Annotated in this window: 13 protein-coding genes; 8 read left to right on the plus strand and 5 right to left on the minus strand. The window is 59.8% G+C overall.

The genetic code is table 11. The features are described 5' to 3' along the window. The 5 genes from F7R06_RS08680 (at position 1) to F7R06_RS08695 (ending at position 3,221) form a co-directional block, all read left to right on the plus strand. A complete protein-coding gene (locus F7R06_RS08680) occupies positions 1 to 732 on the plus strand; it encodes an adenosylcobinamide-GDP ribazoletransferase (RefSeq protein ID WP_090324128.1) in 732 nt (243 codons plus the stop codon). Between the two features lie 82 nt (positions 733 to 814). Continuing rightward, a complete protein-coding gene (locus tag F7R06_RS08685) occupies positions 815 to 1,219 on the plus strand; it encodes a MarR family winged helix-turn-helix transcriptional regulator (RefSeq protein ID WP_090324127.1) in 405 nt (134 codons plus the stop codon). A 52-nt stretch (positions 1,220 to 1,271) separates the two neighbouring features. After that, the gene (locus F7R06_RS08690; RefSeq protein ID WP_090324126.1) at positions 1,272 to 2,480 is read left to right on the plus strand and encodes an MFS transporter; all 1,209 of its coding nucleotides are present in this window, start codon (positions 1,272 to 1,274) and stop codon (positions 2,478 to 2,480) included. After that, positions 2,477 to 2,599 carry a hypothetical protein gene (locus F7R06_RS31235; RefSeq protein ID WP_281198493.1) on the plus strand — a complete coding sequence of 41 codons (123 nt, stop codon included), beginning with the start codon at positions 2,477 to 2,479 and terminating at the stop codon, positions 2,597 to 2,599. Before F7R06_RS08690 ends, F7R06_RS31235 begins: the two co-directional genes overlap by 4 nt. Positions 2,600 to 2,654: 55 nt before the next feature. Beyond that, positions 2,655 to 3,221 carry a glutathione peroxidase gene (locus F7R06_RS08695; protein WP_090324124.1) on the plus strand — a complete coding sequence of 189 codons (567 nt, stop codon included), beginning with the start codon at positions 2,655 to 2,657 and terminating at the stop codon, positions 3,219 to 3,221. Between the two features lie 89 nt (positions 3,222 to 3,310). On the opposite strand, the gene F7R06_RS08700 is transcribed toward F7R06_RS08695, so the two are convergent. From F7R06_RS08700 to F7R06_RS08710, 3 genes are all read right to left on the minus strand, one after another. Beyond that, complete coding sequence (locus tag F7R06_RS08700) at positions 3,311 to 4,594, minus strand: OmpP1/FadL family transporter (RefSeq protein WP_090324123.1); 1,284 nt, start codon at positions 4,592 to 4,594, stop codon at positions 3,311 to 3,313. A gap of 147 nt (positions 4,595 to 4,741) precedes the next feature. Further along, positions 4,742 to 5,224 (minus strand): hypothetical protein, encoded by a 483-nt coding sequence (locus F7R06_RS08705; protein ID WP_090324121.1) that lies wholly within the window; start codon positions 5,222 to 5,224, stop codon positions 4,742 to 4,744. Between the two features lie 275 nt (positions 5,225 to 5,499). Then, entirely contained in the window at positions 5,500 to 5,724 is a 225-nt protein-coding gene (locus tag F7R06_RS08710; RefSeq protein WP_007898912.1) for a hypothetical protein, read from the minus strand. Positions 5,725 to 6,725: 1,001 nt separating this feature from the next. Between F7R06_RS08710 and F7R06_RS08720 the strand changes: the two genes are divergently transcribed. After that, the gene (locus F7R06_RS08720) at positions 6,726 to 7,049 is read left to right on the plus strand and encodes an SEL1-like repeat protein (protein WP_090324119.1); all 324 of its coding nucleotides are present in this window, start codon (positions 6,726 to 6,728) and stop codon (positions 7,047 to 7,049) included. A gap of 175 nt (positions 7,050 to 7,224) precedes the next feature. Next, positions 7,225 to 8,589, plus strand: coding sequence for a DNA recombination protein RmuC (locus F7R06_RS08725; protein ID WP_162842393.1), 1,365 nt, complete (start codon positions 7,225 to 7,227; stop codon positions 8,587 to 8,589). 104 nt (positions 8,590 to 8,693) lie between these two features. Here the strand turns inward: F7R06_RS08725 and F7R06_RS08730 are convergent, their stop codons facing one another. Both F7R06_RS08730 and F7R06_RS08735 read right to left on the minus strand, forming a co-directional pair. Continuing rightward, entirely contained in the window at positions 8,694 to 12,164 is a 3,471-nt protein-coding gene (locus tag F7R06_RS08730) for a hybrid sensor histidine kinase/response regulator (RefSeq protein WP_090324116.1), read from the minus strand. Positions 12,165 to 12,344: 180 nt separating this feature from the next. After that, positions 12,345 to 12,881, minus strand: a complete 537-nt coding sequence (locus tag F7R06_RS08735) for a TetR/AcrR family transcriptional regulator (RefSeq protein ID WP_090324115.1) — start codon at positions 12,879 to 12,881, stop codon at positions 12,345 to 12,347. A 154-nt stretch (positions 12,882 to 13,035) separates the two neighbouring features. Between F7R06_RS08735 and F7R06_RS08740 the strand changes: the two genes are divergently transcribed. Further along, entirely contained in the window at positions 13,036 to 14,232 is a 1,197-nt protein-coding gene (locus F7R06_RS08740) for an MFS transporter (RefSeq protein ID WP_090324113.1), read from the plus strand. The last annotated feature ends 131 nt before the right edge of the window (positions 14,233 to 14,363 follow it).

Below are 14,363 nucleotides of genomic sequence, written 5' to 3' on the forward strand. Positions count from 1 at the left end.
ATGCTGCCGTTCTGGATCGCCTTGCAGTTTCTCAGCAGCCTGCCGATTCGTCTGCCGGGCATGCCGGCACCGCAGGAGCTGGGGCGGTCGCTGCTGTTTTATCCGCTGGTGGGCTTGTTATTCGGCGGGATTCTATGGGTGCTCAACTGGCTCATGCTCGGCACACCGCTGCTGCTGCACGCGGCACTCCTGCTGACGGTCTGGGTGCTGCTCAGCGGCGCATTGCACCTGGATGGGCTCGCCGATAGCGCCGATGCGTGGCTGGGTGGCTTCGGCGACCGAGAACGCACGTTGACCATCATGAAAGACCCGCGCAGCGGCCCGATTGCGGTGGTCACCCTGGTATTGGTGCTACTGCTGAAATTTGCCGCGCTGCTGGCCTTGATCGAACAGCAGCAGGCCATGGCGCTGATCATCGTGCCGTTGCTCGGGCGCAGCGCGTTGCTGGGGTTGTTCCTGACCACGCCTTATGTTCGAGCCGGTGGTTTGGGCCAGGCGCTGGCTGATCATCTGCCGCGCTCGGCGGGCAAGCAGGTGTTGGCGGTCGGTGGGTTGGTTTGCGTGCTGATTGCTGGCCTGAGTGGTTTTTTTACGGTGATGCTGGCTGTGGTGCTGTTTGTCTGGCTGCGACAGGTGATGCTGCGACGGTTGGGCGGGACGACGGGCGATACGGCCGGGGCGTTGCTGGAATTACTGGAAGTTGCGATGCTGGTCGGGCTGGCCTTGATGTAACGCACTCGCGAGCGGGCTTGCTCTGTGAGTTGCCTGTAACAAAAAAATTGCTTTCATTTAACCACGGGTATATACACGCACCATGCTCGAATCCCAATGCTTATGCATCAACCTGCGTCGCGCCGCCCGTGGCGTCAGCAGGCATTACGACGGCGCTCTCGACGGTTTCGGGATCAACGTTGCGCAGTATTCTTTGCTGTGCAATCTGCAACGCCTGGATCAACCGAGTATTTCCACCCTGGCCGAGGCCATGGGGCTGGACCGCAGCACCCTGGGGCGTAATTTGCGGGTTCTGGAAGGCGAGGGCCTGGTGATGCTGGTCGAGGGCGAAGACATGCGCAATCGCATCGTCCGGCTGACGGATGCCGGGGCCGAGCGTTTGCAAGCGGCCTTGCCGGCCTGGGAAGCGGCGCAACAGCGATTGATCGATCGCCTGGGCGCCGAGAAGCGTGAAACCTTGTTGAAGCTGCTGGACGAACTGGCTTGATGCCGGTTTTTCCGACCTTAAGTGGGTATATACCCGCGATTGGAGAATAAGAATGACATCGATGTGGCGTACCTGTGGTTGGGTGTTATTGGGGAGTGCGCTGATCCTTGCATTGTCTCTTGGCGTGCGACACGGCTTTGGCCTGTTTCTGGCGCCGATGAGTGCGGAATTTGGTTGGGGGCGGGAAGTCTTTGCCTTCGCCATCGCCCTGCAGAATCTCATCTGGGGGCTGGCGCAACCCTTTACCGGGGCGCTGGCTGACCGTTTCGGCGCGGCGAAAGTGGTGCTGATCGGTGGCGTTCTGTACGCCCTTGGCCTGGTGTGCATGGGCTTGTCGGATTCGGCAGTCACCCTGTCCTTGAGCGCTGGCCTGTTGATCGGTATCGGGCTGTCCGGTACTTCGTTTTCGGTGATCCTCGGCGTGGTCGGGCGCGTGGTACCGCCGGAGAAACGCAGCATGGGCATGGGCATTGCCAGCGCCGCCGGTTCATTCGGCCAGTTCGCCATGTTGCCCGGTACGCTGGGGTTGATCGGCTGGCTCGGCTGGTCCGCGGCGCTGCTGGCCCTGGGCTGTCTGGTGGCCTTGATCGTGCCGCTGGTAAGCATGCTCAAGGACAAGCCCTTGCCAGTGCTGGGTCATGAGCAGACCTTGTCCGAGGCACTGCGCGAAGCCTGTTCCCATTCGGGTTTCTGGCTGCTGGCGTTCGGTTTTTTTGTCTGCGGTTTTCAGGTGGTCTTCATTGGCGTCCACCTGCCGGCCTACCTGGTGGATCAACACCTGCCGGCGACGGTCGGTACCACGGTGCTGGCGCTGATCGGCTTGTTCAATATCTTCGGCACGTACACCGCAGGCTGGCTCGGCGGGCGCATGTCCAAGCCACGTTTGCTCACGGGACTTTACCTGTTGCGCGCGGTGGTGATCGCGCTGTTCCTGTGGGCGCCGGTAACAACGACTACCGCCTATCTGTTCGGTATGGCCATGGGTTTCCTGTGGCTGTCGACGGTGCCGTTGACCAATGGCACGGTAGCGACCTTGTTCGGTGTACGAAATCTGTCCATGCTGGGTGGGATAGTTTTCCTGTTTCACCAGCTCGGTTCGTTCCTCGGTGGCTGGTTGGGCGGGGTGGTGTACGACCGGACCGGGAGCTACGACTTGATCTGGCAGGTAGCGATTCTGTTAAGCCTGATGGCCGCCGCCTTGAACTGGCCTGTGCGTGAAACACCGGTGGCGCGCCTGCAACCGCAAATGAGTGCAACATGAACCATCTCTGGCCGCGAATCACTGTTCTTACTGTCTGTGCCTTGCTGCTTGCCCTGGCATGGTGGGGCTGGCATCAGGGCGGCCTGGCCCTGATGCAATTGGGGATGGGCGCTTGCTAGCGGGATGCGCGGGCGAGTAACTTCGAAGTCTGACGACTTACAAGGAAGCCCTGACATGTTGATGCGCTGGCTGGCAGTACCTGCATTATTGGTCGCGTTTACCGGGTTGGCTCAAGCGGCGCAATGCCCGACGTTGTTGGAAGGTTCGCTGCCCAGACTACGGGCTAAGGAGTCCATCGACCTGTGCCAGCGATTCGCCGGCAAACCCTTGGTGGTGGTCAATACCGCCAGTTTCTGTGGCTTCGCCCCGCAGTTCAAAAGCCTTGAAGCGCTCAACCAGCGTTTCAAGGATCAGGGGTTGGAGGTGATCGGTGTGCCGTCCAATGACTTCAAGCAGGAGTCCAAAGATGGCGCGGAAACCGCCAAGGTCTGCTACGTGAACTACGGCGTGACCTTCACCATGACCGAACCGCAGAAGGTGCGTGGCGACGATGCGACACACCTGTTCCGGGTGCTCGCCGAGCAGTCCAGCGCACCGAAGTGGAATTTCTACAAATACGTGGTCAATCGCCAGGGCAAGGTGATCGCCAGTTTCTCCAGTCTGACCAAGCCTGATGATCCGGACTTCATCGCGGCAGTGGAGAAGGCGCTGGCTTCACCGCCTCTAGCTTCAACACCCTGATCGATGCCCAATAAAAAGCCCCGCCTCTGTGCAAGAGTGCGGGGCTTTTTTGATTCAGGTGGCGAGGGATTCAGGCTCGCCGTGAATCATCAGAAGCGGTAGGTAGCGCCGACACCGAAACCGTTTGCACTGTTTTCATACTTGGCGTTGTAGGACTGACCCAAGGCGTTAGCGCGATTGACAGTGACAGACTCTTCCTTGAGGTAGGAGTAGGCCACATCGATGGTCCAGTCGTCGGTTGGGCTAAAGCCTGCACCGATGCTGAAGATAGTCCGGTCGCCGGTAGGAATGCGTGGCGAACGATCAGTGTTGTTGGTAGGCGACTGGTCAAAAGTGAGACCGGTACGCAGTACCCACTGCTTGTTCAACTGGTAGGAAGTACCCACGGCGTAGGCCCAGGTATCATGCCAGTTTTGTTCTTCCGTGATGGTGCCAAGGATTTGTGGAGCGAGGGCACCACCGCTTTGTGCGGTTACGCCGTCGTTGTTGACGGTGATGTCTTTCAGGCGGCTCCAGCGAGTCCAGGTCGCACCGGCATAGAGCTTCCAGGCATCATTCATGTCCTGAGTCACGGAAAGGTCGTAGGACTCAGGTGTTTCGATCTTCAGCGAGGCATCGTAACGGTTGGATCGGAGTACCTGAGGTGGCACGCCAGCGCTGGCAGTCACATCGGTGTGGCCGTCGAGCTTGTAGTTCACTTTCGAGTGATAGGTCAGGCCCACGCGAGTGGTATCGGTGGCTTGCACCAGGATGCCGGCGTTGAAGCCCAGGGCCGTATCGTCGCCCTTGATCTCCACATTGTTGTCGCCAGTCGTCCTGGGGATGGCAATGTCCGATTCCAGGGTGCCGGAAATCCGGTTGATGGTAGGGCCAAAACCGATCGACACTTTATCGTTGAACGCGTAGCTGACGGTTGGCTGCAGAGTGACGACCTTGACTTCGCTCTTGCTGCCGAAAGCGCGGCCCTGAAAGCCGTTTTCGTAGTTGGTGATCAGCCCGAACGGAGCGTAGACACCAAGGCCAAAAGCCCATTCATCGTTGATTTTGTTTGTGTAGAAACCCATCGGTACTGTGGTGAACGGAACCATATCGCCTTTGTTGGTTCCGCTTGAACGGCCACCGGTATCGCTGATGTCGGTCGAGGCGTCGATCGATGCGATACCGCCAGTGATTTGCTGGCCTTTGAGGCGGGCCATACCGGCAGGGTTACCAAAAACTGTGCTTGCATCATCGGCAGAAGAAGATCGCCCGGCAAAACCAGTCCCCATCCCGCTGATGCTTTGTTCGTTGAGGGCAAAGCCACTTGCGAAGATCTGGGTGGATGCCATGGCAACGGCGAGGCTAATGGTGGTTTTGAGCATTACTTTTTTCATTATTAGAACTCCTGGTGATCACCGGGGCGAAAATTACCAACATTTTCGTCCCGGCGCTATAGGCTGTATCGCTTGATTTAGAGCGGTTTTGTAGGACAATCCGACCAGATTCGCAGCTCGATGTGCGAACTTTGGATCCAGAGGTGATCAGCAGGCTACCTGATTCAGCGGTGAAACACAGGTTTGCCAGGCGTGGGTGAAGTCTCGCAGGCGTCCCTGGGGCTGGAAGGTCTGACGCCAGATTCGCGCCATTCCCAGCAGGTCGTCCGCTTCGGGCAGGGGAGTGTTTTGTTCTTCGACCAGCAGCCAGGCAATGGCGGTGGCGTAACGCAGGTTAACGGTCAATTCGAGGTGCGGACCGCTGAGGAAAGCATGTTGACTGGCCAGGCCGCGTACCAGGCTGGCGCGTTCGGGGTCGAGTGCGAGGTAGTGGTCCCAGAGCGCCTGATGGCGTGGTTCGGCGATCCGGTAGAGACCATGGCCTCGGCGGTCGTGAAGGGCGGTGCCGAGGGCTGACTGGCTGGCGGCGATGCCCACCAGCAGGGATTCGGCAGTTGCGCTGTGGCGTCCAAGATAGAGGAGTGTCGGACGGATCACATAGCGGCACAGTTCGCTGGCAGCGATACCCATAAAACCCTCGAAACACTCAATGGGGCGGCGATACCTGAATGGGCCTTGGCAGCAGTGGATCGACTCAGGCTCGCCGGAAGCGGAACAAGCCGCTTGAGTTGAAGTGTAGTGTCATATTCACGACGTAAAGGTCTGTTTTTAAAATATTTCCGGCGTCGAGTTATAACCGTTATACCGGTTAGTGCTTAGTCGGCACGCCTGGATTGTGAAATTCCGGGCAACAAAAAGCCCCGCTTTCTAGGCGGGGCTCTTGGTGTTACAGCCTTGCTGGCGTATCAGGCAACCAGTGCCTGACGGGTACGCTCGATCACGGCCTGCAGCGGTTCGGCGCTGGAGTATTGATCGGGGTACAGGCGTTCGCTGTGACGAGCGATGCCGTGTTCGTTGACCAGCGTGAAGCTGAAACAGCCTTTGCGAGCAGCCATGATCAGGCAGTTCATTGGTGCAAAAGCGTTGGTTAGGGTGCGGATGGCATCCTGGGTATGGATTTGAGTAGACATAGTCATTGGTGTTCCTACAAGCGACACGGATAAGAACCGTGCAAAATTAAAACGTTCCAGTGACGACGACCACCATTGGTCGAACGAAGAACCTGACTGGAACAAAGCAGCCAGTTTGAAGCGCTGATAAAGTTGGCGCGCTTGGGCTGGCAGGTAGGTACTTAGGAGGGCAGGCAACACATCGAGGGCAAAGGTTCTGGGCCCGGGGTGAAGATCCTGATCAATTTGCAGGTTGGTTCGGTCAGAGTAAGTGAGCCTGGCAACACCCTTTGCTTTCGATTCAAAGGCTGTGTTGGCGCAAGATTTACCTGGAAACCATCGAGGTGGTCGATCCCGCTTGTTCGGTGGAGGCTTCGTTTGGGAAGGCTGTCCGGGGGGATTTGTTCGACCAGAATTGACTTTCAGCTTGGTACTAACGCCGCGGATACTAACCGATTGAATTGGAGAAGGGAAGTGTGATAGCAAAAAAGATCACTGACGCAGCATTCAATTCCATCGCCCCAGGGCGGTTGATCGCAACTGCTGCTTTCCCGATACGCCCTGAAATAGCCCTTCATCCGACCAGTGGCGGTGGAGATCCAACCAGTCAGAACCCGCTTTGGTCATGGGTTTGTCACAGTTTATCCCCAAGCGTGTTGCCAAAATGCGCCGAAAAAGCGCATCGATATAACCCTCGAGAAGGTACTTGTGCACATAAGTTGCGCAGTCTGTCACCCCACTGTCATCCAGCCTTCAACCGCAGTGGGTGCCTGTAACCAAAATTTAAGTCAATGAAAAACATCGCTTTTTTTTACTGGTGAAAAAATCGTCAGTTTGACTGCAGGCCCCATTCCACAGGGCTTTGCGAGAGTTCAGGGGCGGTTGTCCACTGAGTTATCCACAGCTTCTGTGGATTGTCCCTAGCGCTTGCTCTAGGACGGGCGTGCAGCGTTTTTTTTGACTTTACCTGTAAGAAAAAAAGAGTAGAGTGGCGCGCCTTCCGAAATGCCCCACAGTGCTTTATGAAGTTTCGTTCACAATTTCTTTCCAGCCCTGCCAAACCTTCCGCTGTTGTCCCGCCCAAGCGCTTTTCGATGCGTGTGGCCGAGTGGCTTCTGGATAGTCCGCACCTGGGCGCAAACCCGAATGTGAAACACATCGCCGGGCGTTTGCTCAAGCAACCGGCCCGTGATGGGGTCGTGGCTGCGCAAAGCCGACTCGGCCAACTGATGTGCCGGGAATGTGGCAACGCCCGGGATCGGCGGATTGGCCATGACCTTCTGCGCCAGGCCGCGCGTGCAGGCGATCTGCGCGCGCAAAAGGAACTGGGCCTGATCGAAGACTGAGCTGTCCAAGACCTGACGGCTTGGTTAACCTTCAAGCTTTATTTCAATGGCAGGAATGGCTATGGCTATGGACGTGACCAGCGCATTGCTCGGTCTGGCGGGTGCTGCACTGCCGCTACTGGTGTTGGCCTGGCAACTGCAACGCCGGGCAAGCAATGCGCAGGCGCAGGTGGCGTTGCTCGAAGAGCGCCTGGCCACGGCGCATCTGGCTCAAGATGGATTGACTGCCCAGCTTGAAGCCTGTCGCGATGAAATCGCCGATTTAAGCCAGGCCAATTCCGCCCGGCAAGCCGACCTTGCCGCCGTGCGCCGCGAAGTCGAACTGCTGCAGATCGAACGGGACGATGCGCGCGACGCCGCCCACGCCTGGAATATCGAGCGTGCCGGCAAGGACGCCGAACTGCGTCGCCTGGACGCCCAGGCCGCCGCTCTCAGCGCGGAGTTGCGCGAACAACAGGAAAGCCATCAGCAGCGCCTTGATGACTTGCAAGGCTCGCGCGACGAGCTGCGAGCGCAGTTCGCCGAGTTGGCGGGGAGGATCTTCGATGAGCGTGAGCAGCGTTTTGCCGAAACCAGTCAGCAGCGCCTCGGCCAGTTGCTCGACCCGCTGAAGGAGCGCATCCAGTCCTTTGAAAAACGCGTGGAGGAAAGTTACCAGGCTGAGGCCCGGGAGCGTTTCTCGCTGGCCAAGGAGCTGGAGCGCCTGCAACAACTCAATCTGCGCCTGAGCGATGAAGCCACCAACCTGACCCGTGCCTTGAAAGGGCAGAAAACCCAGGGTAACTGGGGCGAACTGATTCTTGAGCGAGTGCTTGAGCATGCCGGTCTGGAGAAGGGGCGCGAATATCAGACCCAGGTCAATCTCAAAGGGCCGGATGGCGAGCGGTTTCAACCGGATGTGATCATTTACCTGCCGGGCGACAAGCAGGTGGTGGTCGACTCCAAAGTCAGTCTCACGGCGTATCAGCAGTACGTGGCCGCAGAAGACGAAGCCATCGGCCAGATCGCCATCAAGCAGCATGTGCTGTCCCTGCGCAACCACGTCAAGGGCTTGGCGGGCAAAGATTACAAGCGTCTGGACGGCCTGCACAGCCTGGATTTCGTCTTGTTGTTCGTGCCGATCGAAGCCGCATTTTCCGCCGCGCTGCAGGCTGAACCGACGCTGTTCCAGGAGGCGTTCGACCGCAACATCGTGATCGTCAGCCCGACCACGTTGCTGGCGACGCTGCGTGTCATCGACAGCCTGTGGAAACAGGAACGCCAAAGTCAGAATGCGCGGGAGATCGCCGAGCGGGCCGGGTGGCTGTACGACAAATTCGTGCTGTTTATTCAGGATCTGGATGAGGTCGGCAATCGCCTGCAGCAGCTGGACAAGGCCTACAGTTCGGCGCGCAACAAGCTGACAGAGGGCCGTGGCAACCTGGTCAGTCGCAGTGAACAACTCAAGTTGCTGGGGGCGAGGGCAAGCAAAAGCCTGCCAGCCGATTTGCTTGAGCGTGCGATGACGGATGTGGACGGGCTGGTCGAGTTGCCGGAGTAGCGAAACCGCATCGCGAACAGGCTTGCTCTCACAGGGGAATGCGGCGAATGTGGGAGCGAGTCTGCTCGCGATGGCGGTAGTCGCACCACCGCGGCAGCCAGGCACTACAACGGCAAATACCGACTCAACAACGCCCGCAACGCCGCCGGTTTCACCGGTTTGGCCAGGTAATCCAGTCCGGCTGCGTGCACCTGTGCCATGGTCTCGGGGCGTGCGTCGGCGCTGATCACCACGCCCGGCACCGGCTCACCCAAGCGGGTGCGCAGCCAGGCCATCAGCTCCGTGCCGGTTTCGCCGTGGTCGAGATGGAAGTCCACCAACGCCAATTGCGGCCGCACCCCCTCATCGAACAATGCCACGCACTCATCGCGATTGCGTGCAGTCCAGACCTGGCAACCCCAGCGAGTCAGCAAGCTGTTCATGCCGATCAGGATGCTGTCCTCGTTGTCGATGCACAGCACCTGCGCACCACTGAGTAATTTGCCATTGAGTTCGGCAGCCTTGACCGGCTGTGCGGTTTGCGCCCTGGCCAGCGGGACGCTGACGCTGAACACGCTGCCGCGCCCCGGCCACGAGCGAACGCGCAAGGAATGCCCGAGTACGCGGCACAAACCGTCGGCAATCGCCAGGCCCAGCCCCAGGCCTTTCTCGGCACGGGTCTGATGGCTGTCGAGACGTTTGAACTCTTCGAAAATCACTTGCTGCTTATCTTCCGGAATACCGGGGCCACGGTCCCAGACCTCCAGGCACAACTCGCCCTTTTGCCGGCGAACACCCAGCAGCACCGGGCCTTTGGCATAGCGGAAAGCGTTGGTCAGGAAGTTTTGCAGGATCCGACGCAACAACTTGATATCGCTGTCGATGCGCAGCGTGCTGCTCCTCACACGAAATTCCAGTCCCTGTTCACGCGCCAATGCCTTGAACTCGGCCCCGAGCGTGTCGAACAACTCGCTAAGCGCGAACGGCTTGGGATGGGGATTGATCTTGCCGTTTTCGAGGCGGGAAATATCCAGCAAGTCGCTGATCAGGTCTTCGGCTGAACGTAGCGAGCTGTCCAGGTGCTGGACCAGTTTCTGTGCCTCTCCGGACAGTCCCTCGTCCTGATGGGACAGGGCGGCGGAGAAGAGTCGCGCGGCATTCAAGGGTTGCATCAAGTCATGGCTGACGGCCGCCAGGAAACGGGTTTTCGACTGGTTGGCGGCCTCGGCGGTGCCCTTGGCTTCAGTCAGGGCAATGTTGAGCTGAGACAGCTCGTGGGTACGTTCGGTGACCCGTTGTTCCAGGCCTTCATTGGCTTCGGTCAATGCCTGTTCGGCTTCGCGGAACGCGGTGATGTCGGTGAAGCTCATGACGAAACCGCCGCCCGGCATCGGATTGCCGATCAGCTCGATTACCCGGCCATTGGGAAACAAACGCTCGGAGGTATGTGCACGGCCCTGGCGCATCCAGTGTAGGCGGCGGGCGACGTGCACTTCGGCTTCACCGGGACCGCACAGGCCGCGCTCGGCGTTGTGGCGAATGATGTCGGCAATCGGTCGGCCGACGCTGATCAGGCCATCCGGGTAGTCGAACAGTTCCAGGTAGCGCCGGTTCCAGGCCACCAGTTTCAGCGACTGGTCGACCACGCTGATGCCCTGGGTGATGTTCTCGATCGCCCCCTGTAGCAGCGCGCGATTGAATTGCAGTACCTCCGAGGCTTCGTCAGCGATGCGCACGACGTCCTCCAGTTGCATCTCCCGACCTTCGATGGCGGCTTTTACTACCGCACGCGTTGAAGAGGCGCCGAGCACGCCGGCCAGCAAGCGTTCAGTGTGGGCGATCCATTCGCCGTCGGCGTTCTGGTTCGGGTTGAAGCCTTTGCCCTGGCGGTAGGCAAAGCGGATGAAACTCTGGCGCGCACGTTCCTCGCCTACAAAGCGTGCCGCCAATTGCAGCAAGTCGTCGATCTGTACCGCCAGCATCGAGCGTGCGCTGGGGCGGGCACTGATTTCCTGGCCGATGAAGCGACCGGCCTGCCAATGTTCCGAAACCCGCGTGCGAGACAGTACCGAGACCCAGGCGAACAGGGTGAAGTTGCCGGCGAGGGACAGCACCACACCCTGGGTCAGCGGTGTGATCGGCAGATGCAGCGGGTTACTGTGCAGCCACGCCAGGCCGGGGAAGCTGCTCAGCGACCAGCCCAGGCTAAGGGCGGTAATCGGCAGGATCAGGGTGTAGAACCACAGGAACGTACCGGCGGCGAGGCCGGCGAACACGCCACGGCGATTGGCCTGTTTCCAGTACAGCGCGCCAAGCATGGCCGGAGCCAGTTGGGTCACCGCCGCAAAGGCGATCTGGCCGATGGTCGCCAGGCTTGCGGTCGAGCCCAGCAAGCGATAGCTGACGTAGGCCAGCAGCAAAATGACCACGATGCTCACCCGACGTACCGAGAGCATCCACTGGCGAAATACTTCGAACGGGCGCTCGGCGTTATTGCGGCGTAGCAACCATGGCAACAGCATGTCGTTGGAGACCATGGTCGACAACGCCACGCTGGCCACGATCACCATGCCGGTCGCCGCCGATGCGCCGCCGATAAACGCCAGCAGGGCCAAGGCCGGATGCGCCTGGGCCAGTGGTAGGCTGATGACGAAGGAGTCCGGCAGCACCGAACTCGGGAGCAGCATCTGACCCGCCAGCGCGATGGGCACGACGAACATCGCCGCCAACGCCAGGTAGGCCGGGAAGACCCATTTGGCCAGGCGCAAGTCCTGCGGATCGATGTTTTCCACCACTGTCACATGGAACTGCCGTGGCAGGCAGATGATCGCCATCATCGCCACACCGGTCTGTACCACCATCGATGGCCAGTTGACCGTTTCCTTCCAGTATTCCTCGAGTCGCGGGGCGAGCATGGCCTGGTTAAACAGGTCGTCGAAACCGTCATAGAGGCCGTAGGTCACATACGCACCGACTGCCAGAAAGGCGAACAGCTTCACCAGCGATTCGAACGCAATGGCCAGCACCATCCCGCGGTGGTGCTCCGTGGCATCGAGGTTGCGAGTGCCGAAAACGATGGTGAACAGCGCCAGCACCAGCGACACGATCAATGCGGTATCCTGCGCACGTACGCCCATGGCGTCGGCGCCGGCACCGATCAGCAGGTTCACCCCGAGCACGATGCCCTTGAGCTGCAGGGCGATGTAGGGCAATACGCCGACCAGGCAGATCAAAGCGACCACCACCGCCAGCGATTGGGATTTGCCGTAGCGGGCGGCGATGAAGTCGGCGATGGAGGTGATGTTCTCCTGCTTGCTGATCATCACCATTTTTTGCAGCACCCACGGTGCACCGACCAGCAGCAGGATCGGCCCCAGGTAGATCGGCACGAATGACCAAAGCTGTTCCGCGGCCTGGCCCACCGCGCCAAAGAAGGTCCAGCTGGTGCAATAGACCGCGAGCGAAAGGCTGTACACCCAGGCACGCACCCGCGGCGGCAGCGGCGCACTGCGTCGGTCACCGTAAAAGGCGATGGTGAACATGATGGCCATATAGGCCAGGGCGACGGCGGCAATCAGCCCGCTGGACAGCGACATGGGAACTCCCGGCAACCAAAGACACCCGGGCCTCCCGCCCGGACAGACAGTCTCGCACGACCGCCCCGGTTAGTCAGTGTCGACCAAGGTCGTGGCGTGGCGGGGTGTCGCAGCGGGGCGGGCAGCTGGTTTTTTGCGGTTTGTGCCGGCCGCATCGCGAGCTGGCTCGCGATGGTGGCCTTACTGACTCAACGCAATTTCGATCAGCTGATGCAGTTCCTCGACTTGCAACGGTGCCTCGGAGAACAGAATGCGAAACACGATGGGCGCAGCCACCAGGTTGATCAGGCGGTCGACGCTGGGGCGGGGCTGATCCGGATAGCGATCCAGAATCGCCTGTAACTGTCCGCCAATGATTGTCGCGCAATAGCTCGGCTTGAGGCTTGATTGCACGTCGCGCAGCATGTGGCGGCCGGGGGCGGAGCTCATTTCGTCGAGGTACTGTTCCGCCCAGGCACACACGTCGCCGCGCAGGCTGCCGGTATTGGCCGACTCGGTTTCCGGTTGCATGCGGGCGAGGACTACATCCGCCAGCAGCGCCGACAGATCACCCCAGCGCCGATAAATGGTCGAGGGCGTGACGCCCGCGCGAGCGGCGATTTGCGGCACGGTCACGCTGGCCCGATCCTGCTCTTCGAGCAGTTCGCGCACGGCCTTGTGTATGGATTCCTGCACCCGGGCACTGCGGCCGCCGGGACGTAAAGTCGGAGCTGTCATCACACTTTTCCTGTCTCGCGTCGAAGCCTGCCAGCCAGCAATTGCCTCGATCCTGAAAACGCTGTATCGGACCTTAACACAAAGAATTTGCTTTAAGCGCCAGGCGGTAGCACACTCCGCAAAAGCAAAATATTAGCTTTTGCGGAGTATGCCCATGTCCAATACCCATTCAAACCGCGCAAGTCTGTGGTTCCTGGCCATCACCTTGCTCAGTTTTCTCGCCGCCTCCACGGCACCCACGCCGTTGTATCACCTGTACCAGGAACAGCTGCAGTTTTCAGCCGCCATCCTGACGCTGATTTTCGCGGTGTACGCCCTCAGCCTGCTGGTCGCGCTACTGACGGTCGGCTCGCTGTCGGATCACCTTGGACGCAAGCCGGTGATTTTCACGGCGGTGCTGCTGAACATTGTCGCGATGCTGCTGTTTATCCAGGCTGACAGCGTCGCCTGGCTGATCAGTGCCCGGGTGCTGCAAGGCTTTGCCACCGGCATGGCGACGGCGGTATTGAGCGCTACGCAGCTCGATACCGATCGCCAGCAGGGGGCGCTGATCAACAGCGTCGCCCCCTTGATCGGCATGGCGCTGGGTGGGATGGGGTGCGGTTTGTTGGCCGAATTTGCCCCGGCTCCGTTGCACTTGACCTATTGGCTACTGCTCGTGTTGTTCGTGATGCAGGGGTTGTACGTCTGGCGTTTGCCGGAAAGTGTCTCGCGTCAGCCGGGAGCGTGGGCTTCATTGCGACCCACCCTGCATGTGCCGGTTCAGGCGCGTTCGACCTTGTGGCGGGTACTGCCGCTCAATACCGCAACCTGGGCGCTTGGCGGGTTTTACGCGTCTCTGGCGCCTTCGTTGGTGCGCACGGCGACGGGGTCAACCTCGAACCTGATTGGCGGCGCGACCGTCGCCGTGCTGACGTTGACCGGTGCCTCGATGATTTTCATCCTGCGCAATCGGCCTGCCGGCAACGCGCTACAGTTGGGGGCCGGTTGCCTGGCGACGGGCGTTGCCCTGATTCTCCTGGGGGCGCATGACGCCAGTTTGCCGCTGTTTTTCCTTGGCACGCTGGTCGCCGGTTGTGGTTTTGGTGCCGGTTTTCTTGGGGCTTTGCGCAGCGTAGTACCGTTGGCCTTGCCCCATGAGCGCGCCGGTTTGATGTCGGCGTACTACGTGCTCAGTTACCTGGCCTTTTGCCTGCCGTCACTGCTGGCCGGTAACCTGACGCGCACCTTTGGGCTGGTGATGACCACCGATGGTTATGGTGTCGTGCTGATCATCCTGGCCCTGGGGGCTTGGCTGGCGCACCGTCTTCGGCGCTCTTCCAGGGTTTGCAGCGCTACCGGGCAGTCGTGAAAAAACGCACCCGAGCCGCCAGTTCACTGAGGGCGGCTCGAATTATGGTGATCCAGGCGGAAGGCAATGTCTGATTGCTTATCTATAAACTAGATAACTCTTAGAGAAATTACCCGTTATATAGATATTCG

The sequence above is a fragment of the Pseudomonas moorei genome (assembly GCF_008801475.1).
Lineage (GTDB): Bacteria > Pseudomonadota > Gammaproteobacteria > Pseudomonadales > Pseudomonadaceae > Aquipseudomonas > Aquipseudomonas moorei.

Excerpts from the sequence above, each read along its gene's own strand:
- F7R06_RS08720 (WP_090324119.1), top strand. The coding sequence starts at position 6,726 with ATGAAGTTTCGTTCACAATTTCTTTCCAGCCCTGCCAAACCTTCCGCT.
- F7R06_RS31235 (WP_281198493.1), top strand. The coding sequence starts at position 2,477 with ATGAACCATCTCTGGCCGCGAATCACTGTTCTTACTGTCTGTGCCTTG.
- F7R06_RS08740 (WP_090324113.1), top strand. The coding sequence starts at position 13,036 with ATGTCCAATACCCATTCAAACCGCGCAAGTCTGTGGTTCCTGGCCATC.
- F7R06_RS08710 (WP_007898912.1), bottom strand. The coding sequence starts at position 5,724 with ATGTCTACTCAAATCCATACCCAGGATGCCATCCGCACCCTAACCAAC.
- F7R06_RS08695 (WP_090324124.1), top strand. The coding sequence starts at position 2,655 with ATGTTGATGCGCTGGCTGGCAGTACCTGCATTATTGGTCGCGTTTACC.
- F7R06_RS08730 (WP_090324116.1), bottom strand. The coding sequence starts at position 12,164 with ATGTCGCTGTCCAGCGGGCTGATTGCCGCCGTCGCCCTGGCCTATATG.
- F7R06_RS08735 (WP_090324115.1), bottom strand. The coding sequence starts at position 12,881 with ATGACAGCTCCGACTTTACGTCCCGGCGGCCGCAGTGCCCGGGTGCAG.
- F7R06_RS08700 (WP_090324123.1), bottom strand. The coding sequence starts at position 4,594 with ATGAAAAAAGTAATGCTCAAAACCACCATTAGCCTCGCCGTTGCCATG.
- F7R06_RS08705 (WP_090324121.1), bottom strand. The coding sequence starts at position 5,224 with ATGGGTATCGCTGCCAGCGAACTGTGCCGCTATGTGATCCGTCCGACA.
- F7R06_RS08680 (WP_090324128.1), top strand. The coding sequence starts at position 1 with ATGCTGCCGTTCTGGATCGCCTTGCAGTTTCTCAGCAGCCTGCCGATT.
- F7R06_RS08690 (WP_090324126.1), top strand. The coding sequence starts at position 1,272 with ATGACATCGATGTGGCGTACCTGTGGTTGGGTGTTATTGGGGAGTGCG.
- F7R06_RS08685 (WP_090324127.1), top strand. The coding sequence starts at position 815 with ATGCTCGAATCCCAATGCTTATGCATCAACCTGCGTCGCGCCGCCCGT.